General features: G+C 73.3%; 27 protein-coding genes. 14 read left to right on the top strand and 13 right to left on the bottom strand.

Going from position 1 to position 26,012, the window contains the following annotated elements; translation table 11 throughout:
- Window positions 1-60 precede the first annotated feature (60 nt).
- A complete protein-coding gene (locus ABD978_RS14110) occupies window positions 61-714 on the bottom strand; it encodes a universal stress protein (RefSeq protein ID WP_345353785.1) in 654 nt (217 codons plus the stop codon).
- 407 nt (window positions 715-1,121) lie between these two features.
- Between ABD978_RS14110 and ABD978_RS14105 the strand changes: the two genes are divergently transcribed.
- Together ABD978_RS14105 and ABD978_RS14100 are read left to right on the top strand one after the other, a co-directional pair.
- On the top strand, window positions 1,122-1,337 hold the full coding sequence (locus tag ABD978_RS14105; protein ID WP_345353784.1) for a V-type ATP synthase subunit F: 216 nt from the start codon (window positions 1,122-1,124) through the stop codon (window positions 1,335-1,337).
- Between the two features lie 70 nt (window positions 1,338-1,407).
- A complete protein-coding gene (locus ABD978_RS14100; protein ID WP_345353783.1) occupies window positions 1,408-2,145 on the top strand; it encodes an HAD family hydrolase in 738 nt (245 codons plus the stop codon).
- Between the two features lie 27 nt (window positions 2,146-2,172).
- Here the strand turns inward: ABD978_RS14100 and ABD978_RS14095 are convergent, their stop codons facing one another.
- Complete coding sequence (locus tag ABD978_RS14095) at window positions 2,173-3,039, bottom strand: universal stress protein (RefSeq protein ID WP_345353782.1); 867 nt, start codon at window positions 3,037-3,039, stop codon at window positions 2,173-2,175.
- A 183-nt stretch (window positions 3,040-3,222) separates the two neighbouring features.
- Between ABD978_RS14095 and ABD978_RS14090 the strand changes: the two genes are divergently transcribed.
- Window positions 3,223-3,810 carry an Rv1733c family protein gene (locus ABD978_RS14090; protein WP_345353781.1) on the top strand — a complete coding sequence of 196 codons (588 nt, stop codon included), beginning with the start codon at window positions 3,223-3,225 and terminating at the stop codon, window positions 3,808-3,810.
- Between the two features lie 25 nt (window positions 3,811-3,835).
- Here the strand turns inward: ABD978_RS14090 and ABD978_RS14085 are convergent, their stop codons facing one another.
- Window positions 3,836-4,831, bottom strand: coding sequence for an Acg family FMN-binding oxidoreductase (locus ABD978_RS14085; RefSeq protein ID WP_345353780.1), 996 nt, complete (start codon window positions 4,829-4,831; stop codon window positions 3,836-3,838).
- Window positions 4,832-4,930: 99 nt separating this feature from the next.
- Window positions 4,931-5,866, bottom strand: coding sequence for a universal stress protein (locus tag ABD978_RS14080; RefSeq protein ID WP_345353779.1), 936 nt, complete (start codon window positions 5,864-5,866; stop codon window positions 4,931-4,933).
- Between the two features lie 713 nt (window positions 5,867-6,579).
- Here ABD978_RS14080 and ABD978_RS14075 point away from each other — a divergent pair.
- Window positions 6,580-6,786 carry a hypothetical protein gene (locus ABD978_RS14075; RefSeq protein WP_345353778.1) on the top strand — a complete coding sequence of 69 codons (207 nt, stop codon included), beginning with the start codon at window positions 6,580-6,582 and terminating at the stop codon, window positions 6,784-6,786.
- Between the two features lie 278 nt (window positions 6,787-7,064).
- Window positions 7,065-7,589 carry a RodZ family helix-turn-helix domain-containing protein gene (locus ABD978_RS14070; RefSeq protein WP_345353777.1) on the top strand — a complete coding sequence of 175 codons (525 nt, stop codon included), beginning with the start codon at window positions 7,065-7,067 and terminating at the stop codon, window positions 7,587-7,589.
- Window positions 7,590-7,648: 59 nt separating this feature from the next.
- On the opposite strand, the gene ABD978_RS14065 is transcribed toward ABD978_RS14070, so the two are convergent.
- From ABD978_RS14065 to ABD978_RS14040, 6 genes are all read right to left on the bottom strand, one after another.
- On the bottom strand, window positions 7,649-9,478 hold the full coding sequence (locus ABD978_RS14065) for a PP2C family protein-serine/threonine phosphatase (protein ID WP_345353776.1): 1,830 nt from the start codon (window positions 9,476-9,478) through the stop codon (window positions 7,649-7,651).
- The gene (locus ABD978_RS14060) at window positions 9,475-10,503 is read right to left on the bottom strand and encodes an ATP-binding protein (RefSeq protein ID WP_345353775.1); all 1,029 of its coding nucleotides are present in this window, start codon (window positions 10,501-10,503) and stop codon (window positions 9,475-9,477) included. Before ABD978_RS14060 ends, ABD978_RS14065 begins: the two co-directional genes overlap by 4 nt.
- A gap of 1 nt (window position 10,504) precedes the next feature.
- Window positions 10,505-10,927 carry an ATP-binding protein gene (locus tag ABD978_RS14055; protein WP_345353774.1) on the bottom strand — a complete coding sequence of 141 codons (423 nt, stop codon included), beginning with the start codon at window positions 10,925-10,927 and terminating at the stop codon, window positions 10,505-10,507.
- Window positions 10,924-11,301, bottom strand: coding sequence for an STAS domain-containing protein (locus ABD978_RS14050; RefSeq protein ID WP_345353773.1), 378 nt, complete (start codon window positions 11,299-11,301; stop codon window positions 10,924-10,926). Before ABD978_RS14050 ends, ABD978_RS14055 begins: the two co-directional genes overlap by 4 nt.
- Window positions 11,298-12,146, bottom strand: coding sequence for an STAS domain-containing protein (locus ABD978_RS14045; protein ID WP_345353772.1), 849 nt, complete (start codon window positions 12,144-12,146; stop codon window positions 11,298-11,300). Before ABD978_RS14045 ends, ABD978_RS14050 begins: the two co-directional genes overlap by 4 nt.
- Window positions 12,147-12,389: 243 nt before the next feature.
- Window positions 12,390-12,881, bottom strand: a complete 492-nt coding sequence (locus ABD978_RS14040) for a VanZ family protein (protein WP_345353771.1) — start codon at window positions 12,879-12,881, stop codon at window positions 12,390-12,392.
- A 164-nt stretch (window positions 12,882-13,045) separates the two neighbouring features.
- Between ABD978_RS14040 and ABD978_RS14035 the strand changes: the two genes are divergently transcribed.
- Complete coding sequence (locus ABD978_RS14035) at window positions 13,046-14,101, top strand: nitronate monooxygenase (RefSeq protein ID WP_345353770.1); 1,056 nt, start codon at window positions 13,046-13,048, stop codon at window positions 14,099-14,101.
- A 145-nt stretch (window positions 14,102-14,246) separates the two neighbouring features.
- Window positions 14,247-16,088, top strand: coding sequence for a DNA helicase RecQ (gene recQ / locus ABD978_RS14030; RefSeq protein ID WP_345353769.1), 1,842 nt, complete (start codon window positions 14,247-14,249; stop codon window positions 16,086-16,088).
- 110 nt (window positions 16,089-16,198) lie between these two features.
- Here recQ and ABD978_RS14025 read toward each other — a convergent pair whose 3' ends face one another.
- The gene (locus tag ABD978_RS14025) at window positions 16,199-17,398 is read right to left on the bottom strand and encodes an MFS transporter (RefSeq protein WP_345353768.1); all 1,200 of its coding nucleotides are present in this window, start codon (window positions 17,396-17,398) and stop codon (window positions 16,199-16,201) included.
- Window positions 17,399-17,482: 84 nt separating this feature from the next.
- Here ABD978_RS14025 and ABD978_RS14020 point away from each other — a divergent pair, with 84 nt between their 5' ends.
- The 4 genes from ABD978_RS14020 (at window position 17,483) to ABD978_RS14005 (ending at window position 21,801) form a co-directional block, all read left to right on the top strand.
- Complete coding sequence (locus ABD978_RS14020) at window positions 17,483-17,941, top strand: winged helix-turn-helix transcriptional regulator (protein WP_345353767.1); 459 nt, start codon at window positions 17,483-17,485, stop codon at window positions 17,939-17,941.
- 284 nt (window positions 17,942-18,225) lie between these two features.
- Window positions 18,226-19,059, top strand: a complete 834-nt coding sequence (locus tag ABD978_RS14015) for an ATP-binding cassette domain-containing protein (protein WP_345353766.1) — start codon at window positions 18,226-18,228, stop codon at window positions 19,057-19,059.
- Window positions 19,056-21,203: a YhgE/Pip family protein gene (locus ABD978_RS14010; RefSeq protein WP_345353765.1), complete on the top strand. Its 2,148-nt coding sequence runs from the start codon at window positions 19,056-19,058 to the stop codon at window positions 21,201-21,203. The genes ABD978_RS14015 and ABD978_RS14010 overlap by 4 nt, the downstream gene beginning before the upstream one ends.
- A gap of 7 nt (window positions 21,204-21,210) precedes the next feature.
- Complete coding sequence (locus ABD978_RS14005; protein ID WP_345353764.1) at window positions 21,211-21,801, top strand: TetR/AcrR family transcriptional regulator; 591 nt, start codon at window positions 21,211-21,213, stop codon at window positions 21,799-21,801.
- Between the two features lie 213 nt (window positions 21,802-22,014).
- Here the strand turns inward: ABD978_RS14005 and ABD978_RS14000 are convergent, their stop codons facing one another.
- Together ABD978_RS14000 and ABD978_RS13995 are read right to left on the bottom strand one after the other, a co-directional pair.
- Window positions 22,015-22,287 (bottom strand): GlsB/YeaQ/YmgE family stress response membrane protein, encoded by a 273-nt coding sequence (locus ABD978_RS14000; protein ID WP_345353763.1) that lies wholly within the window; start codon window positions 22,285-22,287, stop codon window positions 22,015-22,017.
- A 164-nt stretch (window positions 22,288-22,451) separates the two neighbouring features.
- Window positions 22,452-23,351 (bottom strand): proteasome assembly chaperone family protein, encoded by a 900-nt coding sequence (locus tag ABD978_RS13995; RefSeq protein WP_345353762.1) that lies wholly within the window; start codon window positions 23,349-23,351, stop codon window positions 22,452-22,454.
- 164 nt (window positions 23,352-23,515) lie between these two features.
- Between ABD978_RS13995 and ABD978_RS13990 the strand changes: the two genes are divergently transcribed.
- The 3 genes from ABD978_RS13990 to ABD978_RS13980 all read left to right on the top strand — a co-directional run bounded on the left by ABD978_RS13990 (window position 23,516) and on the right by ABD978_RS13980 (window position 25,977).
- Complete coding sequence (locus ABD978_RS13990) at window positions 23,516-23,848, top strand: YciI family protein (RefSeq protein ID WP_345353761.1); 333 nt, start codon at window positions 23,516-23,518, stop codon at window positions 23,846-23,848.
- A gap of 63 nt (window positions 23,849-23,911) precedes the next feature.
- On the top strand, window positions 23,912-25,129 hold the full coding sequence (locus tag ABD978_RS13985) for an RNA polymerase sigma factor (RefSeq protein ID WP_345353760.1): 1,218 nt from the start codon (window positions 23,912-23,914) through the stop codon (window positions 25,127-25,129).
- A 68-nt stretch (window positions 25,130-25,197) separates the two neighbouring features.
- Window positions 25,198-25,977 (top strand): alpha/beta fold hydrolase, encoded by a 780-nt coding sequence (locus tag ABD978_RS13980; protein WP_345353759.1) that lies wholly within the window; start codon window positions 25,198-25,200, stop codon window positions 25,975-25,977.
- The last annotated feature ends 35 nt before the right edge of the window (window positions 25,978-26,012 follow it).

Raw genomic sequence — 26,012 nt, 5'->3', positions numbered from 1 at the left:
TCGCTTGACCTACGGTCACGATGTCGGTCATCGGTCGACCGTGAGTGACGCGGCAGTCGTTCAGCCGGGCGGTGCGCGGACGACGGCGACCGGGCAGTGGGCCCGGTGGACGACGGCCTGACTCACGGAGCCGAGCAGCATGCCGCTCAGGCCGGCGCGGCCGCGGGATCCGACCACGAGGAGCTCCGCGCCGGCGGACTCGTCGATCAGTACCCGGCTCGCCACGCCGAGGCCGACCACCGTCCGTACGTCCGGGCGCCCGTCCGCGAGCCGCGTCAGCATGGCCTCCGCCGCCTCCCGGTCCTCCTCCCGGTCCACGGCGTGGACGACCGTGAGCCCGCACTCGCGGTCGTCCGCCTCGGCGAAGGCGAACCGGATCGCCGCCTCCGACAGGCCGGTCCCGTCCACACCGGCGACGACCCGGCCGGCGGAGGGACCGGGCGCGGCGTCGGGCAGCCCCGGGCGGATGACGACGACCGGCACGTCGGCGCGGACCGCGACCTCCATGGCGGTCGAACCGGTGACCAGCCGGGACATGGCCAGGAAGCCGGTCGATCCGACAACGATCATCGCGGCGTCGGCGGCCTCGGCGAGCAGCCGGTCCGGCTCCCGTCTCGGCAGCACCCGTACGAGCGAGCCGCGCCGGCCCGCCTCCTCGATCGCCCAGGTGACGGCCTCGTCCCCGGAGGGGGTGCCGTCGACATAGGCGATCACGGGCCCCGCTTCCTCGGGGATCCGAGAGCCGCTCATCGTTCTTCCCGAAGGTCGGTTCCGCCGGCGACCGTCCCGTCCCACCGGCCGGCCGGGCCGGCGGTCCGCGGATCAGCGGCTCGGCGCGGCCGGGCGAGGCGACGAAGCCTGCCGGCGGGACGGGATGCGCGCGTTCACTACCGGGTTTCCACCCCAGCGGGCGACTAAGCGGGACAAAGGTCCCCTTTCGGGCACCCGGCCGGCCCTGTCCGGCGCGGCCCCGCCTCCGGACGATGAGGGTGCGCCTCATCCTCGGCCGGCGCGAACCGGCCGGACGGCCCGCCCCTCGTGGCGGCCTCGGGGCGACGCCTTATCTCCCCCCACTGGTGATGACACGGCCAATTAAGGGAAGACCGAAAGAAAGGCATCAGATGGCCAAAATTGCGATCATCGGGGAAGGGGTCAAGGTCACGGGCTTCGGGCTCGCCGGAGCGATCGTCCTGCCCGCGGAAGAACCTGACGCCGTCCGCGCCGCCTGGCGCTCCCTGGGCACCGACGTCGCCATCGTCATCCTGACCTCGCGGGCGGCCCGTGTCCTGGACGGCGAGCCGTCCTCCTGGCCGCTCACCGTCGTGATGCCGCCATGAGGAGCCGGCCACGCGTCACGGTCGGGCGGTCGTGAAGCGTGCCGGAACAGCACGAGAAGGGGAAACGGCCATGCCGACCACAACCCGCCACTGCGGATGCGGGGACATCGCAGCGGTGATCTTCGGCGTGGACGGCGTCCTCGTCGACACCGCCCACGCGTCGGGCACGGCCTGGAAGGCCGTGCTCGATCCGTTCCTGCGCTCACACGCCGTCGTGTACGAGACGGAATGCCGGTACTTCGACGCGGGCACCGACTACCGCCGGTACATGCAGGGCCGCACCACGATGGACGGCCTGCGGCAGTACCTCACCGCGTGCGAGATCCCCCTGTGCTTCGACGCCCTGCGCGGCCTCGGCGCGCGTCATGAGGAGCTGTTCCTCCTGATCATCGGCCGCCTCGGCGTCCAGGCGTTCGCCTCCTCGGTCGGCGTGGTCCACGCCGTCCGCCTGCACGGGCTGCCCACGGCGGCCGTCTCCGCCACCCGGTACGCCGCCGAACTGCTGCGCCGAGCGGGCCTCGCGGGGCTGTTCGACGTCCGCCTCGACGCGCTCCACCCGACCGAGAAGGGTCCCGCCGTATCGGCGGACTGCCTCTTGCGGGAGGCGGCGCGCCGGATGCGGGTCGCTCCGGCGCGGACGGCCGTCATCGAGGAGAACCTCACCGCCGTCCAGGCCGCCCAGCGTGCCGGATTCGGTCTCGTCATCGGGGTCGACCGGGGTGGCCGGTCCCTGCTGCTGCCCGAGTACGGGGCGCACCGGGTGATCACCGATCTGTCCGAGCTCGGGGTCGGGGAGCGCGTCGCCTGACCGGCCGCCGTACGCGCCCCGGTGCGCTCACCTGCGGGGTCGTACGACGGCGACCGAGCACGGCGCGTGCACGAGCACGGCGTGGCTCACCGAGCCCAGCCGGAGCCCCGGGACACCGCCGAGCCCCCGATCCCCCACGACGAGCAGCCCGGCGTCGGCGGCGGCCTCCAGCAGCGCGTGCCGCGGCGTCCGCATGACCAGACTGGTCTCGGTCTCGACGTACGGGTACTTCTCCCGCCACGGGCACACCGTGCGCTCCAGCCGCGCGGCGCCGAGCATCCGGAGTTGCTCCGGGTCGCGCAGCATGCCCATCTCGGCCGAGGCGATGGCCTCCGCCTCCCAGCAGGCGAACACCGCCCGTACGGACCGTCCGCGCAGGGCCGCGTCCTCGTACGCGAACGCCAGCGCGGCCTCGGCGGCGGGCGACCCGTCCACGCCCACGACGATGGGGCCGCCGGGCTCGGGGTCGTCGCGCATCACCAGCACCGGGCAGTGACCGTAGGCGGCCAGGTGCAGCGCCGTCGATCCGGCGCCGAGGCCGGCGAACCCGCCCCGCCCGTGCGAGCCGACGACGGCCAGCGCGGCGCTCTCGGACTCGTCGATGAGGACGGCCGAGGCCGGGCCGGTCGCGAAGCGCGGCCGTACCATCAGGGCCGGGCGCAGCTGCCGGGCGACGAACACCCCGTGTTCGAGGGTGTGGCGCCCCATCCGCCGCGCCGTCTCCAGCGCCTCGGGCCCCGACGGCGGGACCGGGTACGGCCAGTGCCAGGCGTGGCACACGGTGAGCGGAAGCCGGCGGACCCGCGCCTCCTCCACCGCCCGGCGCAGCGCGCGCTCGGCTCCCGGGGAACCGTCGAAGCCCACCAGGACGTAACTGCCATCGAAGGTCGCCATGGGATCAGATCCCCCCTGCTTCGGCCTATTCGAAGCCAATCGCACCGCGGCTTCGGCCGGCAGAGGCGAAGGCCCGCGGAGGGGAAGGACTCTCGGGCCTTCAGGCCAGGACCAGAGACCCTCCCCATTTCCAGGAGAAGGGGCCTAACCTGCGGGTAGAGGTGGCCGTGATGGAGGTGTCCCATGCGTGCACTCACTATCCAGGTGCTCGGCTTCATCCGTTACCTGCGCCCGGACCGTAACCCCCTGCGGCGTCCGCTCGACCGGCTCCACTCCCGCCTCGTGGCGGTGCTGGGGGCGCTCTTCCTGATCACGGGCGTCATCGCCTCCGCGCTCATGATCCACTTCGTGGACGGCGCCGGGCTGCGGGCGGAGCACCGCCAGGCGCGGACCCGGTACCAGGTCGACGCGGTGGTGACCGCCACCGGCGCGGCGGCGTCGCGGAACGGTGTCGAGCAGGAGACGCGGTTGCGCTGGCTCGACCGGACGGGCCGCTGGCATAACGGCGGCGTCGTCCCCGCCGGGGACGACCACGTCGGCGTCCATCGCCGGGTCTGGATCAACCAGGCGGGCGATCTCACGGCCCGGCCCCGCACGCACGCCCAGACGCTGACCGACACCACGCTGGCCGTGTTCGCCGCCCTGACGTCGCTCATGATCCTGCACGCCGGCGCGTACGCCGCGGTCAACCGCCGTCTGGAGCGCCGGCGGATGGTGCTGTGGGAGAACGCGTGGGCCGCCACCGCTCCCCGCTGGACCGGACGCTCCTAGCCGGGCGACGGGCCGGTCGGGTGGGTCACAGTTCGCCGACCGTCACGTCGGCGGCCGGTCGCCGGACGCTGTCGAACTCGTCGTCCGCCACTCCGAACCGCACCATCATCTGGGGGTAGGTGCCGTCGCAGAACCGCGCGCGGATGAACTCCCGCAACTCCGGCACCTCCAGCGCCTGGGTGTGGAACGCGGCCGACACGTCGTCCTTGGTGGCGCGCAGCAGCACCCGCTGGAGGGCTTGGCCCGCCCGCAGCCAGTCGTCCCGGCCGTCCCCCGTGGTCGCCAGGACGGCGACGACTCCGGTGGCCTCCCCCGGTTCGCCGCCGACCAGGCCCCACCCCTGGCCGCGCGCGAAGTCCCGGCCCGCGAAGTGCGGATCGGTGCGGTCCGTATCGCGCGGGTAGGCCGTCTCGGGCACGCCGTCCAGCGGCTCGCCGCACGGCGCGGGCGCCCAGCGGGCCACCTCCTCGACGTACGCCGGATCCAGGCACTGCACCTGCTCGGCGACCTCCGACAACGCGGCGAGCGCGATGCGGACGCGAGGGTCGGCGACGATCCGCAGTGAGGCGTGTTCGGCGCACGCGTGGGCCCGCAGGGACTGCAGCAGCCCGACCGGCAGCGCGCCGGCCCGGAAGCCACCGCGATGGGTGCGCCGCCGTCTGATCTGGTCGTACATCCGCCGCTCCTCGTCGGTGGCGGACTGCGGCTCGCCCAGGATCACGTCGGCGATCAGGCCCGGCCGGTCCGGGTCGGACGCCATCCGCACCTCCGGCAGCCGCCCGAGGCGGCGTACGGCGAGCCGCAGCGTGAACAGGGCGGCGCCGCAGCTGATCAGCATCTCCCGGCCCGACGGATCCGCGACGCTCAGGCGGCGTTCGGTGTCGGAGTGCAATGTGACCGTCTCACCGTGGGGTTCGAACCACCAGGGCTGGGTGTTGTGCGGCGACGGCGCCCACACGGCGGCGTCGACGAGCAGTTGCGCGACCGTCTCCTGACGCTCCGGCCCGTTCGCGGCATCCATCGTGTCCCCTCCTGTACTCCACGACCTGGTCGTCACGGCCGGTCCGCCCGAGCCGGGGCACGACGCGCTCCCGCGCGGCCGGCGAGCAGCCCGGGACCGTCACCGCCCGGCCGGTACGACGGCCAGCGGGCACTTCGCCCGGTGCAGCAGCGCGTGCGAGACCGAGCCGAGCAGCAGCCCTTTGAAGCCGCCCCGGCCGCGGGTCCCCACGACCAGCAGCTCCGCTCCCTCGGAGGCGTCGGCGAGTACCCGTGCGGCGCGGCCGTGCACCGCCTCCGGGATCACCTCGACGCCGGGGAACTTGCCCCGCCAGGGCACGAGCGCCTCCTCGATCCGCCGCAGCTCGTCCTCGGCCATGACCTGCGGGTCGTACACCAGCGGCTGGATGTCGCCCGGAGCGGTCGAGGCCGGATGCCACCAGGCGTGCATCACGCGCAGCAGCGCGGTCCGCAGCGCCGCCTCCTCGAACGCCATGGCGATCGCCGCCTCTCCGGTCGCCGCCGTGTCCACGCCGATCACGACCTCCCGCCGGGCCGGCGGTTGCAGGCTCCGGACCACGACGACGGGCACCGGCGCGTGCGCGACCACCTGCAGCGTCGTCGAGCCCAGCAGGAGGCCCGCCGCCGCACCGACTCCGCGGCCGCCCAGCACGACCATCGCGGCCGCACCCGCCCGCTCCAGGAGGATCCGGGTCGCCGGCCCCGGCACGAGCTCGCCCTCGATCTCGACGCCGGGAGCGCGCTCGCGCGCGGCCGCGACCGCCTCGTCGACGACCGTACGACCCTGGGACAGCAGCCACGTCCGTATCGAGGCGAAGCGCGGGTCGACCGGTGTCTCGTACAGCCATGGGGCGACGGCGTGGAGGATCCGCAGGGGCAGGGCCCGGCGGCCCGCCTCCTCGGCGGCCCAACGCGTGGCGGCCGTGCCGCTGTCGGACCCGTCCGTTCCCGCGAGGATCTCGTTCACGAGGGTCGTCTCCTCTCCGGTGCCCGCGGCGCTGCGCTCGGTCGCCATCCGCCATCCGCCGTCCGCCATAAAGCCTCATGTTCAGGACATCCGGCGGGAGACGGGGACTCCAAGGGCGAAAGGTCCTTGACAGGCTCCCGTTGGTCCCGTGACCCCGTGGCCCCGCCGAACGGCGGACGGATCTCGCCCGCCCGGCGGTGGACAGGCGGCGCGCGCCGGCGCCTCGCTCGGGCCGGCCGGCCCACGGCCCCGCGACGCGGCGGAATCCCCGTTTGCCGTCCATTGCGGACCGGAGGCCCGCGCATAAGGATTCCATTGCGCCGACTTCCCTTGGCGATTCCTTAGGCTGTGTCCTGATTGATAAGGATGATGCCGGAGCATGCGTCCAACGAAGGCGAAGAAAAGCGCCATTCGCGGCGCCCGGTCGGGCGCCACCGGCACGGCCGGGCCTCGCCGGCGAGCCGGTGCACTCATCGCCTCGGAGCCGGGCGGTTCCTCGCCCACCATCGACCGGCGGCCTGCTCCGGACGTATGGCACGGCCTGCGAATCCGTCTCGTACGACCACCCGCTGCCCCGGATCCAAAGTAGCTACATTTGCCGCCTAAAGCGCAGATATGTTGCATGGAGGACGAGAGTCAATTATCGCCATATATGGACTTTTGCGGTTGATTCCGACCAGCCGGGGATATGGTGTTGTTTGTGGCGAACGGGCTGAAATGGCCCAATTGCCGGGCGTGATCAACACGACACGCCAACGCGCCGACCCAAGGAGGTTCTTCAGATGAGGATTCCGAAGCGGATGGCACTCGGCATCTCCGGCCTGGCCTTTGCGGGAGCGACCGCCCTCACGCTGGGCGCCGCCGCGCCGGCCGGCGCCCAGACGGTGAGCGGCGCTCCTCAGAGCCTCGTGACCTGCGGTGGCGGCTGGGGCGGCTGCTGGAGCGGCTGGGACTGCTGGGACGACTGCTGGGACGACTGCGGGTGCTGATCACGGGCAGCCGATAGCAGGCCGGCGTCCGGCCAGGACGCGCTCGGGCGCCGGACAGCGGATTCGCCAGGCCCACCCGGGTCGCGTACGCGACCGGGCGCCGCCGGCAAGGGGTCTCGCACCTTTCGGGTGCGGGACCCCTTCGCGCGCGCCCGGACTCCTAAAACATGAAGCTTACTCACTAGTAAGTTGACGGGCATTACCGGCTTGTTACAGATAAGTAAGAGGCCCGGGTCAACATCCCCCCGCTCGGTTCCCGGGCCGGAAGGAGCCCCGCCATGAACACCTCCCTGGGCCGGCGCGCGGCCACCGCCGCCACGGTCATCGCCCTCGGCGGCCTCGGCATCGTCGCGGCACAGGCACCGGCCGGCGCGTCGACCTTCTCGACCTCCTACACCTGCAACTCGATCCTCGGAACCCAGAGCATCAGCGTGAACGGAACCGCCACGGCGTCGCCGAACCCGGCCAAGGTCAACACCTCGGTCCACGCGACGGTGCACGTGGTGACCACCCTGTCCTCCCCCCTGGCGATCAACTCCTGGAGCGCCACCCTGACCGCCGACGTCAGCGGCGCGCAGACCGCGTCCTTCCCGCTCACCGGCTCCGGTGGCGCGCTTCCCGCCAACCAGCCCATCACGGCCGACGTCGCCGGCAACTGGACGCCGACCGTGGTCGGCACCGATCAGTTCCAGGGCGGCAACCTCAGCATCAAGGCGAACGTCGCGATCTTCGGGAACATCACGGCCACGTGCACCCCGAACAGCCCGCGCCCCGTCGCCGAGACGCTCACCGTCACCTCCTGACCCCGCCGATCGGGGACGGCCTCGCACTCAGCGGTGCGGGGCCGTTCCCATGCCGTCCGTCAGGCGTCCGGCCCGCCCTCCCGGCACGACAGGAGCGGCTCCGTCCCGAGGTCCGGACCGGCCACGGGATCAGGCAACGCACGGTAGATCAGCAGGCAGGTGTCGTCCTCCCGGACGCTGTCGCTCAACATGGCCTCGAGCACGCTGTCGGCGACGTGGTCAAGCTCGCCCTCGGCCGACCGGAACGCGGCGGCGAGGCGCTCGATGCCGTGATCCAGGCTCGCGTCGCGGCGCTCGATCAGGCCGTCGGTGTAGAAGATCACGGCGCATCCGGGCGTCAGCCAGGTGCGGTGCTCCTTGATCGCGGCCTTCTCGAACGGCATGCCGAGCAGGAAGTCATGGCCGTGCAGGACGGTGACCGAGCCGTCCGGCGCGCGCAGCAGCGGCGGCGGATGGCCGGCGTTCGACCAGCGCAACCGGCCGTCGGGCGACATCTGGGCGAGCACGGCGGTCGCCAGGTCCTCCGGCTGCAGGTGGGACAGCATCCGGTGCATGCAGGTGAGCACCTCGCCGGGGCCCTCGGCGTCCATCGCGTAGGCGCGCAGGGCGGTGCGCAGCTGACCCATCAGCGTGGCCGCCTGCAGCCCGTGCCCGGTGACGTCGCCGACAGCGATGATCACGTCGCCGTCCGGGCGCTCGAACGCGTCGTACCAGTCGCCGCCGACGTTCAGTCCCGCCTCGGCCGGAAGATAGCGCGCGGTGAACTCCAGCCGCGCGGCCGGCGGCAGATCGGTGAGCATGGCGCGCTGCAGGCGTTCGGCGACGTCGCGCTCGTGCTCGTAGCGCAGCGCGTTGTCGATCGCCGCCGCGGTGAGCCGCGCCAGTTCCCGGAACATCGCGATGTCCTCGGTGCCGAACGACGCCGCCGCGGCCCTGGCCTCCAGGACGCCCAGGGTGACTCCGTGGGAGATCAGCGGAAGCGCCAGGAGCGGCTCCCGTCCCGGTCTGGTGTCGAGGTCCCTGGACGGGTGCGGGTCGTCACGGGCCACGGTGACCCGCTGCACGCGGCCGCTGACATAGGCCTTCTCCACGTATGGCGACGGCGCCGCGGCGGACGACGCGGCCGGGACCGGTTCCAACGGCCCGGACCCGCGCACCAGCCACACGGTCACCGCCGAGGCGTAACGGGGGACGACGAGGGAGTGCAGCCGGGCCAGGACCGTCTCGTGGTCCAGGGACTCCGACAGCGTCGACCCGGCGTGCGCCAGGAACGCCAGCCGGGACCGCGCCGCGTCGGCCGCCGCGCGGGCCGTACGCTCGGCGCGGAGGGAACGCTGCTGCAGTTCGCTCGCCTTGCGCAGCCGCTCGGCGTTCTCGGCGAGCTCCGCGTGCAGCGCGACGACGCCCTTGTTGGTCTGCTCCAGCTCTTCCTGGGACCACTCGACCATGGTCTGCAGCTCGATGAGGTGATCGAGCAACGCGGTCCCGCCGAGCGACCCGGCCCCGTCGAGCGACGCGGTCCCGTCCAGCGACCCGGCTCCGTCCAGCGACGCGGTCCCGTCCAGCGACCCGGCCCCATCGGGCGACGCGGCTCCGTCGCGTGCGGCGGGCGTGCCGTCGATCGGTCGTGGGGCCGTCCCCACGGCCGTGGCCAGGGTGACCGTACCCTCCGGGGGCGTCCCGACCTTGATCACGGCCGTCAGCCGGTGGTCCTCGGCGCTCAGCTCGACGGTGCCCGCGGGGTGGTGGTCGCGCAGCGCCCGTGCGACGGCCGCGAGGAAGCGCGCGCGTTCGTCGGCCGCCACCCCGAGCCGGACCGCGGCGGCCGCGGCGGAGGCCAGCGCCGGGCCGGCGTCCGTGACGGGTCCGTCGTAGATCCGCTGCCTCATCGGACGTCCTTGTTCGTTGGGGTCCTGATCACCACCACGGTGGCGTCGTCGTTGCCGCGGTGCGCGTCCCGCCAGATCAGCGCGGCCAGGATGGCGGGGTGGTGACGGTCGACCTCCGGGTAGTCCTCCAGCCGCCAGCGGCCGTTGATCCCGTCGGTGTGCATGACGAGCAACGCGGGATCCGTCCAGTCGGCCGAGTCGAGCCGATGGGAGCGGGTGGGGACTCCGGCGCCGAGAATGCCGGGCATGCACAGGAGGGTACGCCCCTCGCGCGGCGGGTAGAGCCGGCCGGTGACGTTTCCCACACAGCCGTAGGTCAGCCTGCGCCCCCAGCCGTCGACCTGGGCCACCCCGGCCGCCACTCCCCTGGTGGTCCGCAGGCCGGTGTCGAGCTCGCGCAGCAGCCGGGAGACGTCGGTGACGGTGTGCCGCCCGGCGAGGTCGAGGGTCGCCTGCCGGGCCTCGGCCGCGCGGGGGCCGTGCCCCAGGCCGTCGACGACCGCGACGGTCAACCGGTCGCCCTCCCAGGCGACGCCGTACCCGTCTCCCACCACCGACTCCGCGGGGTGTGGGGTGAGCACGCCGCCGACCTCGATCCCGTCCGCGCTCTCCTCCGCGGCGGCGCCGACGCGGGCCAGCACCACGGTGCCCTGCCCCGGCCGGCTGTACAGGTCGAACCGGGTGGCCACACGGCGGCAGGTCCCCAATCCGCCGCCGAGGGACGACGTCGTCGTGTAGCCGTCCGCCATCGACGCGGGAACGTCGGCGATGCCCGGTCCGCGGTCGACGGCGGCCAACTGGACGACGCCGTGTCCTGACGCGGTCACCAGCAACCGGCCGCCGTACGCGTGCTTGACCAGGTTGGTGGCCAGCTCCGTCGCGAGCAGTTCGCAGCGTGCGGTCGACCGCGCGTCGAGCCCCGCCGTCCGGGCCGCGGCCGTGGTCGCGGCGACCGCGCCGTGGACCTGGCTCTCGTCGGACACGGATAGGTTCCAGCCCGCGCCCACCTGCACGCGGAGGCTCACCTCAGGCTCCCCGGACTCCGCGCGGCCACGCCGTGACCGTCACGGTCGTTCCGCGGCCGGCACCGGTCTCGATCGCGAACTCCTGTACGAGCCGGCGCGCGCCGCCGAGCCCCAGGCCGAGCCCGTGTCCCGTCGTGTACCCGTCGGACAGCGCCGTCTCCACGTCGGCGATGCCCGGCCCCTGGTCGCTGAACCGCAGCCGGACGCCCCGGCCCCCGGGCGCCTCCGGCATCGCGATCTCCATCTGGCCGCCTCCACCGTGCACCAGGGTGTTCCGGGCGAGCTCGCTGGCGGCGGTGACGAGCTTGGTCTGCTCGACCAGGCTGAAGCCGGCCGCCACGGCGGCCTCACGGACCGCCTGGCGGACACCGGCGATCTCCATGTCGCTGGTGATGGGCAGGGTCGTCACGGCCGCTGTGGTCACGGGCCCACCCCGTCCACCTCGAAGAGGGCGAGGGCGTCCTCCAACGACCTCGCCGTCTGGAGTCCCGGCAGGCCGAGACCCATCTCCACCATGGTGATCGCCACGGACGGCCGCATCCCGCACACGACCGTCCGGCCCGCCAGGACGCGCGTCGCCTCGGCGATCTCCGCCAGGACGCGGGCGAGGAACGAGTCGATCATGTCCACCTGAGAGATGTCGATGATCACACCGTCGGTGCCCGCCGCGGCCATCTCCGCCAGATCCTGCTGCAACGCGACCGCGAGGGAGTCGGTGAGCTCCTGCTGGATGCTCGCCAGCAGGAGCTCACCGATCCGGTGCACGGACACGCGCCGCATGCCGGTCGCCGCGTTCACGCCCGGCCGACGCTGGTGCCGACCTGGCCGAGCGACCATTCGAGCGCGTCGGCCAGAGTGGCTCGGGTGGTGATGTCGCCCAGGTCGATGCCGAGCTGGACGATCGTCTGGGCGATCTGGGGCCGGATCCCGCTGACCACGCACCGGGCGCCCATGAGGCGTACGGCCAGCGCGGTCTTCATCAGATGCTGGGCCACCACCGTGTCGACGAGCGGAACCCCCGTGATGTCGAGGATCGCCACGGTGGCGTGCTGGTCGACGATGGCCTCCAGCAGCGTCTCCATGACCACCTGGGTGCGGGCGCTGTCGAGGGTCCCGATCAGCGGGACCGCCACCACCCTGTCCCATAGCTTCAGGACCGGCGTGGCGACCTCGAGCAGCTGCTGGCGCTGCCGGGCCACGATGTCGCCCTCGTCGCTCAGGGAGATCTCCATGCCGACGAGGCGGAGCGTGCCCATCAGGTCGGTGGCGGCGATCAGCGCCGCGCCCCGGTCGACGTCCGCGAACTCGCGGTCGACCATGGCGATCACCGGCCGCTTGAGCTCGGCGACCTCCGCCGCCACCCGCAGCGGCGACCCGGACCTGGCCCGTGCGGCGACCATCTGGGCCAGAACGGTCCGCACCTGGTCGAGCGCCGGCACGGTGACGTCGTCGACCCGTCCGTCCCGGGCGACCTCGGTGAGGGCGTCCACGAGGCGGTGGGCGGCGCTCACGGCGGCGTCGCGGCCGGAGACGTACACGGCGCGGAAGAGCGTGAGGTCCGCCCACTGTTGCGCCACCTGCTCCCTCCGCGTCCGCAGGAACTCCGCGACCGCGGCGGCGCCGCGGTCCTCCGCTACCGTCACTTGGTCATCTCCTCCGGTTCATCGGTGGTCGACTCGAGATCGGCTACCCGCCGTTCCAGGGGACGCGGACCCTGCCGGGCACCGCGTCGGGAGAAGTCACGGGAGCGGGCCCGAAAGCCTCCGGAAGAGCCGACACGGATCGGCCGCCCCGGGGGACACGTCCTTGGTGGCGGCCATGGTTGTCACCCGACAATCTTAGAAGACGTCACGGGCAGGTAACGAAACCGCATCCCGCCTGCCAGGTCAACCGGGGTGCGCCCAACGGCCGAACCTGCGCCCCACCAAGAGATAGGCGATCATCGCGCCCGCCGTGTTGAGGATGACGTCGTCCACGTCGAAGCTGCGCCCCGTGATCAACAGGCCCTGGACCGCCTCGATCGCCAGCGAGATCACGGCCACCGTCAGGGTCAGCCGGATGACGCCGCGGAAGCGGTCGAACAGGACGGGCAGCAGAACGCCCAGGGGCATCAGAAGCGCCAGGTTGCCGCCGATCTCGAGGATGGCCTCCTTGATGCTCGGGCGGTCGAGGTAGAACCGCAGGGTGGCCCCCGGGTGCGGGTTGTCGTGCACCTGACCGCTGGCTCCGGGCATCGGGCGCAGCGTCAGCCGGGCGAGCGCGACGGCGAAGACCACCGCCGCCGCCAGCGCGAGCAGGACCCACAGCCAACGTATGACTCGCGTGATGAAAGGCCGGGAGACTTGCTCCGTACCGTGCCGCTTCGCGACCGACTGCATTTGCGCCTTCCCTGACTCGGGGCCACTGATGGGGACTGCGCACCGATACCCGCCAGTTCGCCGGATATGCGCCCGACCGGGCACGCGGATGCCACTCGCCGTACGATGGTTCGTTCACCGAACTCGTGGTCGGTCCGTCCGGCCCCCGGCGAACGGAGGACGGGATGATCCTCGACGAACTGCCCGTGCCGATCGTGCTGGCCCCGCTGGCCGGAGGCCCGTCCACCCCGCGGCTCACCGCGGCGGTCAGCGAGGCCGGTGGGCTGGGATTCCTCGCCGCGGGTTATCTCACGACCGAGGCCCTGCGCACCCGGCTCGACGAGACGCGAGCCCGGACCCGACGGCCCATCGGGGTGAACCTCTTCGTCCCCGGCCGCCCGGCGGCCCCCGAGACCGTCGCGCGGTACGCCGCCGGCCTCGCCGAGGAGGCGGCGCGCGCGGGCGCCGGTCTCGGCGAGTCCCGGTTCGAGGACGACGAGTGGGCGGCGAAGCTCGACCTGCTCGCCGCCGCGCCCGTCCCGGTCGTGTCGTTCACCTTCGGTCGCCCGCCCGCCGACGTCGTCGAGCGGCTGCGCCGCGCGGGCAGCGAGGTCTGGGTGACCGTGACCCGGGAGGAGGAGGCCGTCCAGGCGGTGGACGCGGGCGCCGACGCACTCGTCGTCCAGGGCGCGGAGGCGGGGGGGCACCGCGCCTCCTTCGTCGACGACCCCGCCGACCGCGGCGAGGGCATCGGGCTGCTGTCCCTGCTCCAGCTCCTGCGGCACGCCGTCGACGTGCCGCTGGTGGCGAGCGGCGGCATCGCCACCGGCGCCGGGATCGCGGCCGCGCTGGCCGCTGGGGCCTCGGCCGCCCAGCTCGGCACCGCGTTCCTGCGCTGCCCGGAGGCGGGCACTACCCCGGTGCACCGGCAGGCCCTGGCCTCGCCGACCCCGACCGCGATGACGCGGGCGTTCACCGGGCGCCTCGCGCGCGGCATCCGCAACGGGTTCCTCGAGCGGCACAGCGACGACGCGCCGGTCGCCTACCCCGAGATCCACCACGTCACCGCGCCGCTGCGGCAGGCCGCGCGCGCCGCCGGCGACCCGGACCTGGTGAACCTGTGGGCCGGGCAGGCGCACGCCCTCTCCCGGGAGGTGCCCGCGGGCGAGCTCGTCGGCCTGCTCGCCGCGGAGACCGACGCGGCGCTGCGGGCCGCCGCCGCCCGCCTGCGACGGCCGTAGCGCGGCTGCGGGCGGACCCCGGCCCTGGCCGACGGCCGCCCGGCCGGACCGGCCGGACCGGCCGGACCAGCGACTCTCACCTCGGTCGTCCACAGGCGGCGGATTCCGGGCGCGGGGAGGGAACGCTTCGCCGTAGGGTTGCGGAATGGCCTTTTCCGAACCGATGAGCGAGGCGTCCGAGGTCCTGCGGCGGGTCTTCGGCTACGAGGAGTTCCGGGAGGGCCAGCAGGAGATCATCGAGCACGTCGTCGCCGGCGGGGACGCGCTGGTGCTCATGCCGACCGGCGGCGGCAAATCGCTGTGTTACCAGATCCCCGCGCTCGTGCGGAAGGGCGTCGGCGTCGTCGTCTCGCCGCTCATCGCCCTGATGCAGGACCAGGTCGACGCGCTACGCGCCCTCGGCGTGCGCGCGTGGTTCCTCAACTCGACCCAGGACCCGGACGAGCGGCGCACGGTCGAGGCGGCGTTCGCGGCGGGCGAGCTGGACCTGCTCTACCTGGCGCCGGAGCGCCTGCGCCTGGAGTCGACGCTGCGGCTGTTCGACCGGGCCGACATCTCGCTGTTCGCGATCGACGAGGCGCACTGCGTCGCGCAGTGGGGGCACGACTTCCGGCCGGACTACCTGGCGCTTTCGGTGCTGCACGAACGCCGGCCCGACGTGCCCAGGATCGCGCTGACCGCCACCGCCACTCCGGCCACGCACCAGGAGATCACGGCGCGGCTGAGCCTGGCGGACGCCCGCCACTTCGTGGCCAGCTTCGACCGGCCGAACATCCAGTACCGCATCGTGCCGAAGCGGGAGCCGAAGCGGCAGGTGCTGGAGTTCCTGCGCACCGAGCACCCGGGCGACGCCGGCATCGTCTACTGCCTCTCCCGCGCGTCGGTGGAGAAGATCGCCGCCTTCCTCGTGGAGAACGGCGTGACCGCGCTGCCGTACCACGCGGGCCTCGACCCGGCCACCCGCGCGGCGAACCAGGCGCGCTTCCTGCGCGAGGACGGCGTCGTCATGGTCGCCACGATCGCGTTCGGCATGGGCATCGACAAGCCCGACGTGCGCTTCGTCGCCCACCTCGACCTGCCCAAGTCCGTCGAGGGCTACTACCAGGAGACCGGCCGCGCCGGGCGCGACGGCCTGCCGTCCACGGCCTGGATGGCGTACGGCCTGCAGGACGTGGTCCAGCAGCGCAAGCTCATCGACTCCTCAGATGGGGACGCCGCGCACCGGCGCCGGCTCGCCGCCCACCTCGACGCGATGCTCGCCCTGTGCGAGACCGTCGAGTGCCGCCGCGTCCGGCTGCTCGCCTACTTCGGGCAGGAGGGCGGCACCGCGTGCGGCAACTGTGACGCCTGCCTGTCGCCGCCGGAGTCGTGGGACGGCACGGTCGCCGCGCAGAAGGTCCTGTCGACCGTCGTGCGGCTGCTCCGCGAGCGGCGCCAGAAGTTCGGCGCGGGGCACATCGTCGACATCCTGCTCGGCAAGAAGACGCCGAAGATCATCCAGAACGACCACGACACCCTGACGGTGTTCGGCGTCGGCACGGACCTGAGCGACGCCGAGTGGCGCGGCGTCGTCCGGCAGCTCCTGGCCCAGGGGCTGCTGGCCGTGGAGGGCGACTACGGCACGCTCGTGCTCACCGACGCCAGCGCGACCGTGCTGCGCGGGGAGCGACAGGTCCCCATGCGCCGCGACCCGGCGCGTACCGCGCCCAAGGCGGCGAAGGCCGCCAAGGCCGGCCGCGCGGCAGCCCCCGAGCTGCCCGAGGAGGCCCTCCCGGTCTTCGAGCGGCTGCGCGCCTGGCGCGCGGCCACCGCCAAGGAGCAGGGGGTGCCCGCGTACGTCATCTTCCACGACGCGACGCTGCGCGAGATCGCCACCCGCGTTCCGGGCTCCCTCGCCGAGCTGTCCTCCGTCAACGGGGTCGGCGAGAGCAAGCTGGCCAAGTACGGCCAGCAGATCCTCGACGCCCTCGCCGCGCCCCAGGACTGAGCGGAGGCGGCCGGCCCCGCCGGCCGCCCACGCGGGGTGCCGCACGGCGGTTCTGGCCGCGCCGCCGCCGAAGCCGAGTCGGCCGACGATGGCGGCACGGAGCCGCGGGATCAATCGAATGCCTCTTCCGCCTGGCCGAGCGGGGGACGACGGGCGGCGCGAGTCGCCGTACGGGCGCTGAACGCCCAGGTGGCGAGCGCGCACAGCGCGAGCGCCACGCCGAGGACGGTGGGGCCGATCCAGCCGGCGGCGTCGAACAGGGCCGTGGTCGCGGCCGCTCCCAGGGCGGAGCCGAGGGAGTAGAAGACCATGTAGGCGCCGATGGTGGAGCTGGTGCGGTCGGGGTAGGCGGCGGTGAGCGTGTGCTGGTTGCTCACGTGCACGGCTTGAACGGCGAAGTCGAGCAGGATCACGCCGAGGATCAGCAGCGGCAGCGACCACGGGAGCTGTCCGATCGCGGCCCAGGAGGCGACCAGGAGTGCGAGTGCGATGCCGGTGACCCGGCGCGCGTGCCCGGCATCGCCCCAGCGTCCGGACCGGGCGGCGCCGAGGGCTCCGGCAAGCCCGGCGACGCCGAAGAGCCCGATCTGCGCTTCGCTGAGGTGCCACGGCGCACCGGCCAACGGCAGGGCCATGCCGCTCCACAGCGTGCCGAACGAGGCGAACAGGAAGAACGCGATCAGCCCGCGGCTGAGGAACACCGGCTGGGCGAACAGCCCGCCGAAGGACCGGAGGACCTGCCCGTACCGTGCCGTGCCCGGACGGACGTCCGCGGGCAGCAGGGCGAGGGTGAGCAGCGCGAGGACGGCGGCGAGGATCGCCAGGGTCAGGTAGATGCTCCGCCATCCCCACAGGTCGGCGAGGACTCCCGCGATGACGCGCGCGCCGAGGATGCCGATCACCACGCCCGAGGTCACGATGCCGAGGTTGCGCCCGCGCTCGGCGGACGGGGAGATCGATGCCGTGTACGCGACGGTGGTCTGCACCACCACCGCGAACACGCCCGCCGTCGCCAGTCCGGAGAATGCCGCCCAGGCGACCGGCGCTGCCGCGGTGATCGCCGTTCCCGCGGCCACCAGGGCGAGGTGCGCGGCGATCAAGCGCCTGCGGTCGAGCATGTCGCCCAACGGCACCAGCAGCACCAGTCCCGCCAGATAGCCGAGCTGGCCGATGGCCACGAACCAGCCGAGCGAGTCGACCGGAACACCCAGGTCACGCCCCATCGGGCCCAGCACCGGCTGCCCGGCGTAAACGCTCGCCACCGCGACGCCGCACACCACCGCCAGCAGCAGCCTCGTCCTCCCGTTCACGGGCACACCTCCGATTGGTTTCAAATTGCAACCGATCGGAGAGTAGGCGAGAATGGTTTCATTACGCAACTCATTGGAGGGGTGATGGCACGCGACGACACCGACGGACAGGGCCCCGCGTGGACGGACCCGAACTGCCCGGTCGCCCGCACGGTCGATCTGGTCGGCGACCGGTGGAGCCTGCTGATCATCCGCGACGCGATGGACGGCGCCCGCTCGTTCACCGACTTCCAGCAGCGCACCGGCATCGCCCGCAACATCCTCACCGACCGGCTCCGCAAGCTCACCGCCCACGGCCTGCTCGCCCAGGTCGACGCCCCTTCGGGCAGACGCAGGCTGTACGCGCTCACCGAGGCGGGCAAAGACCTCTTCCCCGTGATCGTCACGTTGCGGCAGTGGGGCGAACGCCACGCCTTCGAGGCGGGCGAGACGCACTCGGTCCTGGTCGACGGCGACGGCGCCCGCGTACCCGACCTCCTGCCCGCGGCAGCGAACGGATCGCCGCTGACGAGCGACACGACCTCGGTGCGACGGCACCCCTGATCCCCGCGCCGGCACGGCACTCCGCCGCCACCACGTCCACTGGAGCCCGGCGATCGCCGCCCGGTCGTCGCCGGCGCGGCCGACCCGGCCGACCGCGGCGACGGCCGTCGCCGGCGTGGAACCCGCCGGTGTCCCGGGTGCGCCGGTTTGTGGTGTCCGCGATCGGGCAGGTCAGCGGCACGAATGCCCCGGGTGAGTCATGTCACCACGGATCACGGTCAATGGTTCTCCTCATCACGGTACTTTTGAACTGACCAGTCAGTTCAAAAGCAGGCGAGACGACCGTGACAGCGAACCCTCGACCCGAAGGCACCGCGACGCCGCAGCCGGTGGACGACCCGCACGGCCTGACCGGGCCGCCGGCGTCAGAGCCCTCCGACGTATCGACGCCGAGGGCAGAGCCGTCCGACGTGCCCGGACCGCCGCCCGGTGAACCCGCGCCGCCCGGCGAACCCGCGCCGCCCGACGGACGCCGGTCGCCCGCTCCCCTCGTCGCAGCCCGTGGGCTGGCGCTGCGCGGCGCCCGCGGCTGGGCGTACCGCGACGTCGACCTCGCACTACCCGAGGGCGGCCTGGCCGTGGTGTCCGGCGAGGCCGGGAGCGGGCGGACGTCACTGCTGCTCACGCTGGCCGGCCGGATGCGGCCGACGTCCGGAGAGGTGACGGTCGCCGGGCGGTCGGGCCCGGCGGCGATCCAGCGCGTGGCCGCGATCGGGGAGACGGAAGGCGTCAACGAGCTCGACGACGCGCTGACCGTCGCGGAGCACGTCTTCGAGCGCCGGCACCTGCGCGCCGGGCTCCTCCCCCGCCGCCGGGCGAAGCGGTCCGACGAGGTCGCCGCCGCGCTCGCCCCGGTCGGCCTGGACGTGGATCCCGACACGCCGACCGGCGACCTCGGTCCCCGCGACCGGCACCTGCTCGGCGCCGCCCTCGCCCTGCTGGACCGGCCCCGGCTCCTCGTCCTCGACGACGTCGACCACGGCATGCGCGGTGACCACCAGCGGGAGATGTGGGCCTGCCTGCGCGCCCTCACGCGGCAGGCCAAGGTGACGATCATCGCGAGCTGCGTCGACGGCGCGTCCGCGGCCGACCTCGCCGACGTGGAGGTCGCGCTGTGAGGCTCCCCGCTCTGTCACTGTCCGGGCTGGAGCTCCGCCGGTTCGCCCGGGCCCGGCTCACCCGCCTCGCGATCGTCGCGCTGGTGATGCTGCCCCTCTTGTACGCGGGGCTGTACCTGTGGTCGTTCTGGGATCCGTACGGCAAGATCTCCCGGCTGCCGGTGGCCCTCGTGGTCGACGACCGGCCGGCCACCGCCGGCGGTGCGACGGTGCACGCCGGGCAGGACCTGGCCGACGAGCTGAAGCGGCGCGAGGTCTTCGACTGGCATCAGGTCGACGACCGTACGGCCGCCGACGGCGTGGCGAACGGCCGGTACTACATGTCACTGACGATCCCCGCCGACTTCAGCGCGAGCCTCGCGTCGCCGCAGGACCAGGAGAACGCGCCGCGGCCGGGCGCCCTCCAGGTCCACCTGAACGACGCCAACAGCTACATCGCGAGCGTCATCGCCAACGCGGCGTTCAACGAGATCAAGACCGCCGCCGCGGCCGGTGCCGTACACGACTACTTCGACCAGATCTTCGTCTCGTTCGGGCAACTGCACGACAAGCTCCAGCAGGCCGCGGACGGCGCGGACAGGCTGGCCCGGGGCATCGACCAGGCCGAGAGCGGCGCCGCCCAGCTCAGGAAGGGCATCGGCACGGCGAAGAACGGCACCGGTGAGCTCGTCAGTGGGCTCGCGACCGCCAAGAGCGGCGCCGACCGACTGGTCGCCGGCCTGGCCGAGCTGAACACCGGCGCCGCGAAACTGCAGTCGGGCAGCGCCCAGGTGGCCGCCGGGACCCAGCGGCTCACGACCATGTTCGACCAGGTCACGGACAAGCTCCTACCCGTCCTGAACGGGCATCCCCAGGACATCGGGAACGCCGCCCTGCTCGTCGCCCGTGGCGCCGACGCCGCCGCGACCGCCCTCGACGCCCTCCCGAACCAGACCGCCCAGGCCGTACGCCAGGCCGCGGCGGCCCGCAAGACGATCTGCGCGCTGGCCGCGACCCATCCGGAGGCGGCGTCCGCCTGCTCGGCGGCCACGACGGTGCTGACCACCGCTCGGCAGGTCAACACCCAGGTACGGGCGCACACCGGCGAGCTGCGGCGGGTCGCCGCCCAGGCCCGGCGGCTCGCCGCCGACGCCCGGCGGCTCGCCGCGGACGCGCCGCACCTGGCCGGGAAGGTGCAGCAGGCCCGGCGCGACGTCCACCGCCTCAACAGCGGCGCCCACCAGGTCGCCACCGGCCTGGTCACGCTGCACCGGGGCATCGGCACCGCCTACAGCGGCGAGGTCGAGCTCTCGCAGGGGCTCGCCCGGCTGCGGTCCGGTGCGGTACGGCTCGACGCGGGGCTCGGCCGGCTCTACACGGGCGCCCGGCAACTGGAGTCCGGGCTGAGCCAGGCGTCCACGGGCGCGCACCGGCTCGCCAAGGGCCTGCATGAGGGCACCGGGCAGGTCCCCGACTACACCAAGGACCAGCGGAACCAGCGTTCCGGGGTGATGAGCGACCCCGTACGGCTGGCGACGGCCAAGTCGAACCCGGCCCCGGACTACGGCACCGGTTTCGCCCCGTTCTTCATCCCCCTCGCCCTGTGGGTCGGCGCGATGTTCGTCTACATGGTGCTGCGTCCCCTGAATCCCCGGGCGCTCGCGGCGGCCGCGCCCGCCCGGCGGGTGGCGTTCGCGGGGTGGTTCCCGGCGGTGCTGGTCGGCGTCCTGCAGGTCGCCGTCCTGCTGCTCGTGCTGAAGTTCGCTCTGGGGCTGACGGCCGCGCGGTGGGCGGGGCTGATCGCTCTCCTCGTGCTCACCGCCGCCTCGTTCATGGCCGTTGTACAGCTGATCTACGGCAGGTTCGGGCCGGTCGGACGGGTGATCGCGCTGGTGCTCCTGATGCTGCAGCTGACCTCGTCGGCGGGGACGTACCCGATCCAGACCAGCCCGGCGTTCTTCCAGGTCCTGCACCCCGTCCTGCCGATGGGCCGGGTGGTCACCGCGCTGCGGCATCTGATCAGTGGCGGGCCGCTCACCTCGGTATGGGAATGTTGTGCGGTGCTGCTGGCCTACCTGGCCGGCGGCCTGGCACTGACCATGCTCACCGTGCGACGCGAACGCGTGTGGACGCTGAAGCGCCTGCACCCGGTGCTCAAGCTGTAGGGAGACCATGCCCACCCGACGGGAACGCACGCGGCAACGCCTGTACGAGGCCGCCGTCGAGTTGATCGCCGAGCACGGCTACTCCGCGACGACCGTGGACCAGATCGCCGAACGCGCCGGGGTCGCCAAGGGCACCGTCTACTACAACTTCGCGAGCAAGGCGGCGCTGTTCGGCGAGCTGCTGGAGTACGGCGTGGAGCGGCTCGCGGCCGCGCTGCGCACCGCGGCCGAGGGACGCGCGCCGCTCGACGCGCTCGACGCCGTGGTCGGCGCGGAGCTCGCCTTCATCGGGCAGTACGAGGCGTTCGCCCGGCTCCTGCTGGCCGAGACCTGGCGGGCCGGCGGCGACTGGCAGAACGCCGCCCGGCTCATCCGCGAACGCGCCATCGGGGTGATCGCCGACGTGCTGCGCGCCGCCGTCGCGAACGGGGACCTTCGCGCGGACCTGGACGTCGGCATGGCGGCCTCGGCGGTGTTCGGAATGGTGCTGACCGTGGCTTTGGACTGGCGCACCCTGCAGCCGGCGCGTCCGCTCACCGACGTGCACGCGACACTGGTCGACCTGCTCCGCGGCCGCATCGCGGGCCCGGCGACCTGAACCGGGCCCGGCCCGCGCCGAAACCGGACCTGAGCTACGCGGGCCGACCTGAGCCGGGGATGGCGCGCGGGCGCCGGCCTGAGCCCGGGATGAAGCCCTGTGGCCCGGCCCGGGCCGGGATGGAAGCCTGCGGCCCGGCGATCTGAGCCGGGCATGACGCACGCGGGCCGGCCGACGTGAGGCCGGCCGGCCCGCGTTGCTTCAGTTCCGCGGTCAGCGCACCCCTCGTCGGCCGTACATCCCGGCCGCCAGGGCCACGCCGACGGCCGCCAGGCCGACCTGGATGACCAGTTCGATCCAGTCGACGCCCTTGGTGTCCGCGACGCCGATGCCGCCCGCGATCGCGGTGCCGATCAGCGCCGCCACGACGCCGATGACGATGGTGAGCCACATCGGGATGTGCTGGCGGCCTGGGACGACCAGGCGGCCGAGCACACCGATGATCAGACCGATGATGATGGCGGTGATAATGCCGGTGACGTGCATATCCAGGGCTTCCTTTTACACTCGGGGCTCCGGGCGATCGGATGCTTCCCTGGATCCGGCGGGGTATGCACGCTCCCTCCGCGAATCGGCGTCTTCCCAGGTAGGAGCCCATTCCGGCCCCTTATCACCGGGTCGGACGGCCGCCGCGGAGCTCCCCACCGGGCCTACTGGTCGTTCTGTTCGGCGAGGAAGCGCTCGAACTCCGCGGCGATCTCCTCGCCGTCCGGCATCCGGGCGGGCGAACCGGCCAGCGGCAGGCTGTTCCGGCCCGCCTCCACTACCGCGTCGTACTGCGCCTCGAGGCCTCGCACCGCCTCCGCGACGTCCTCCGAGGCGGCGACCTCACTGTCGATCTGCTCGCGCGCCTCTGCCGCCGCCTCATCGAGGTCGGCGGTGGGGAACATCAGGCCCGTGGCGGACGTGACGCCGTTCAGGAGCGCGATCGCGGCCGTCGGGTACGCGGACTGGGCGAGGTAGTGCGGCACGTGCGCGGCGAACCCGATGGCGTCGTGGCCCGCCTCCGCCATGCGGTACTCGATCAGCGCGGCGGCGCTCCCCGGAACCTCGGCGCGGTTGATCCACGCCGGGTGCTCCCCCAGCAGGTCGGCACGGTTGCCGTGCGGCGTCAGGCCGGTCTCCCGGGTGTGCGGCACCGCCATGGGGATGCCGTGCAGGCCGACCGCCAGTTGGACGTCGAGCCGCTCACTGAGCGAGATGAACGCGGCGGCGAACCGCTCCCACGCCCGGTCCGGCTCCGGCCCCGTCATCACCAGGAACGGCACCCCGACGGCGTCCTCACACGCGTACACGGCGAGTTCGGGGGCCTCGTAGTCGATCCAACGATCCGTGTCGAAGGTCATCGGGGGCCGCCGTGAGCGGTAGTCGATCAGCGAGTCCACGTCGAACGTCGCGACGGGCCGGGCGTCCATCGTCCGCAGGTGCCGGGCGGCCAACTGTCCGGCACGGCCGGCGTCCATGAAACCGTCAAGGTGGTACACCAGCACCGGCCGGCCCAACTCCGGAATGTCCTCGGCCAGCGTGTAAAGCTCACTCGGATCGGCCACAGAGCCCTCCTCAACGCGTCAATGTTCGTACGAACGTGCCAGACCGCGGGTGAATTCCACCATCGGCCCAGCGACCTTCCGCAGCGATCCGCAAATCTACGGTGTGCCGCCGAGGCGACGGCGAAAGGCCCTCTTCGCGGGCGGTCAGGCCTAAGGTCAGTGAAGTGAAGTACTTGCTGCTGATATGCGGGGACGAGGCGGCTTACCAGGCGATGCTCGCCGATCCCGACTTCCTGCCCGCGTGCAAGGCCTGGGCCGCCGCCCGGGGTGACGGGCTCGTCACGTCCGGCGGCCTGGAACCGCCGGCCGACGCCACGACGGTCCGGGTACGCGACGGGGAGGTCCTGCTCACCGACGGCCCGTTCGTCGAGTCCAAGGAGGTCGTGGCCGGGTTCAGCCTGATCGAGTGCGCGTCGCGGGAGGAGGCGGTCGAGGCCGCGCGGAGTCATCCCGTGGCACGGCACGGCACCGTCGAGCTGCGGGCCCTGCAGGCATGAGCGAGCGGAGCGAGTGAATCGGCGGCACAGTGCCTCAGGTCACTCACCGACGAAGGAGGGCGCGTGAGCGTCGACGCGGCCATCGCGGCCCTGTTCCGCGAGGAATGGGGACAGATCGTCGCGACGCTGATCCGGACCACCGGCGACTGGGATCTGGCCGAGGACTGCGCGCAGGACGCCTTCACGCGGGCGCTCCAGCGCTGGCCGGCGGACGGGATCCCGCCCAGGCCCGGCGCCTGGCTCATGACGACCGCGCGGAACCAGGCGATCGACCGGCTCCGCCGGGCCGCCGTCGGCGCCGCCAAGCTGCGCGAACTCGCCGCCCGCCACGACGCCGCGGACGCGCCGTCGGCCGCCGGGGAGTTCGGGGACGACCGGCTGGCGCTCATCTTCACCTGCTGCCACCCGGTCCTGGCGTTCGAGGCCCGGGTCGCACTGACGCTACGGACCCTCACGGGGCTGACGACCGCCGAGCTCGCCCGGGCGTTCCTGGTCTCCGAGGACACCATGTCCAAGCGGCTCACGCGGGCGAAGAGCAGGATCCGTAAGGCCGGGGTCCCCTTCCGGGTCCCGCCCGCGGACGAGCGGCCGGACCGGCTGAACTCCGTGCTCGGCGTCCTCTACCTGCTGTTCAACGAGGGGTACGCCGCGACCGGCGGCGAGGAGCCGATCCGGCGGGGGCTGTCGGACGAGGCGATCCGGCTCGGCCGGCTGCTCGTACGGCTGCTGCCGGCCGAGCCGGAGGCGGCCGGCCTGCTGGCGCTGATGACGCTGCACGACGCCCGGCGCCCGGCCCGGCTCGACGGGCGGGACCTGATTCCGCTCGAGGAACAGGATCGTTCGCGGTGGCAGCACGACCGGATCGCCGAGGGGGTGGCCCTGCTCGACGGCGCGCTGCGTCAGGGCGGCGCGGGACCGTACCGGCTGCAGGCCGCGATCGCCGCCTGCCACGCGACCGCGCCCTCCTTCGAGGAGACGTCCTGGATCGAGATCGCGGCCCTCTACGGCCACCTCCAGCGGCTCGTGCCGTCCGCGATCGTACGGCTCAACCGCGCCGTCGCCGTGGGAATGCTCGACCCGGCACGGGGGCTGTCCCTCCTCGACGCGCTCTCCCCCGACCTGGGGAGCCATCACCTGCTGCCGGCCGCGCGGGCCGACCTGCTGCGCCGGCAGGGGCGTGCGGCCGAGGCGGCCACCGCCTACCGGGAGGCCCTCGCCCTGGCCCCGTCCGGGCCCGAGCGCCGCCACCTCGCCCGGCGCCTCGCCGAGATCTCTCCGTGAGACCGGTCCGTTCGCCGGGGGCCCGTTCGTAGGTGGGTGAGACGGACCCCTTGGAAAGGCAGGAGACCATGCACATCACCCGTTCCGCCGACGGCACGCCGATCGCCTTCGACCGGCTGGGCTCGGGCGTCCCGGTCGTCCTCGTGAGCGGCGCGTCCTGCGCCCGCGAGGTCCACGCGGAGCTCGCCGGCCTGCTCGCCGGCGACCTCACGGTCCTCAACTACGACCGGCGGGGACGCGGCGACAGCGGCGACAGCGGCGACACCGCGCCGTACGCGGTGGACCGCGAGATCGAGGACCTCGCCGCCGTGATCGAGGCGGCCGGCGGCGCCGCGGCCGTGTTCGGCAACTCCTCCGGCGCCGTGCTGGCGCTGCGCGCGGCGGCGGCGGGACTGCCGATCACCCGGCTGGTCCTGTGGGAGCCGCCGTTCCAGCTCGACCCCGGCGCGCCCGGGCGCGCCCGCGCGTACGTCACCGAGCTGACGGCCTGTCTGGCGGACGGCCGCCGCGGCGACGCCATGGCGCTGTTCATGCGCTCCGTCGGCATCCCGTCCGCGGTGATCGACGAGATGCGCCAGGCCCCCATGTGGGCCGCGATGGAGGCGCTCGCCCCCACGCTCGCGTACGACGCCGCCGTGATGGGCGAGGGCGGACTCCCGGCCGGCCTCGCGGACGTCAAGGCTCACACCCTGATCCTCACCGGGTCCCGGAGCGGCCCGTGGGCCGAGGCCGCCGCGCGGGCCCTGTCGAACGTCCTGCCCGCTCCCGTGCACACGGTCCTCGAAGGCCAGAACCACAACGTCTCCTGGGACGCCCTCGCCCCCCACCTGACGTTCTTCCTCGACTGAGCGCGCCGTGCCGTGCGGACTCGCGGACCGACGGC

This window comes from Actinoallomurus liliacearum (genome assembly GCF_039542035.1).
Taxonomy (GTDB): Bacteria; Actinomycetota; Actinomycetes; order Streptosporangiales; family Streptosporangiaceae; genus Actinoallomurus; species Actinoallomurus liliacearum.
This window is presented reverse-complemented; position numbering and strand designations above follow the sequence as displayed.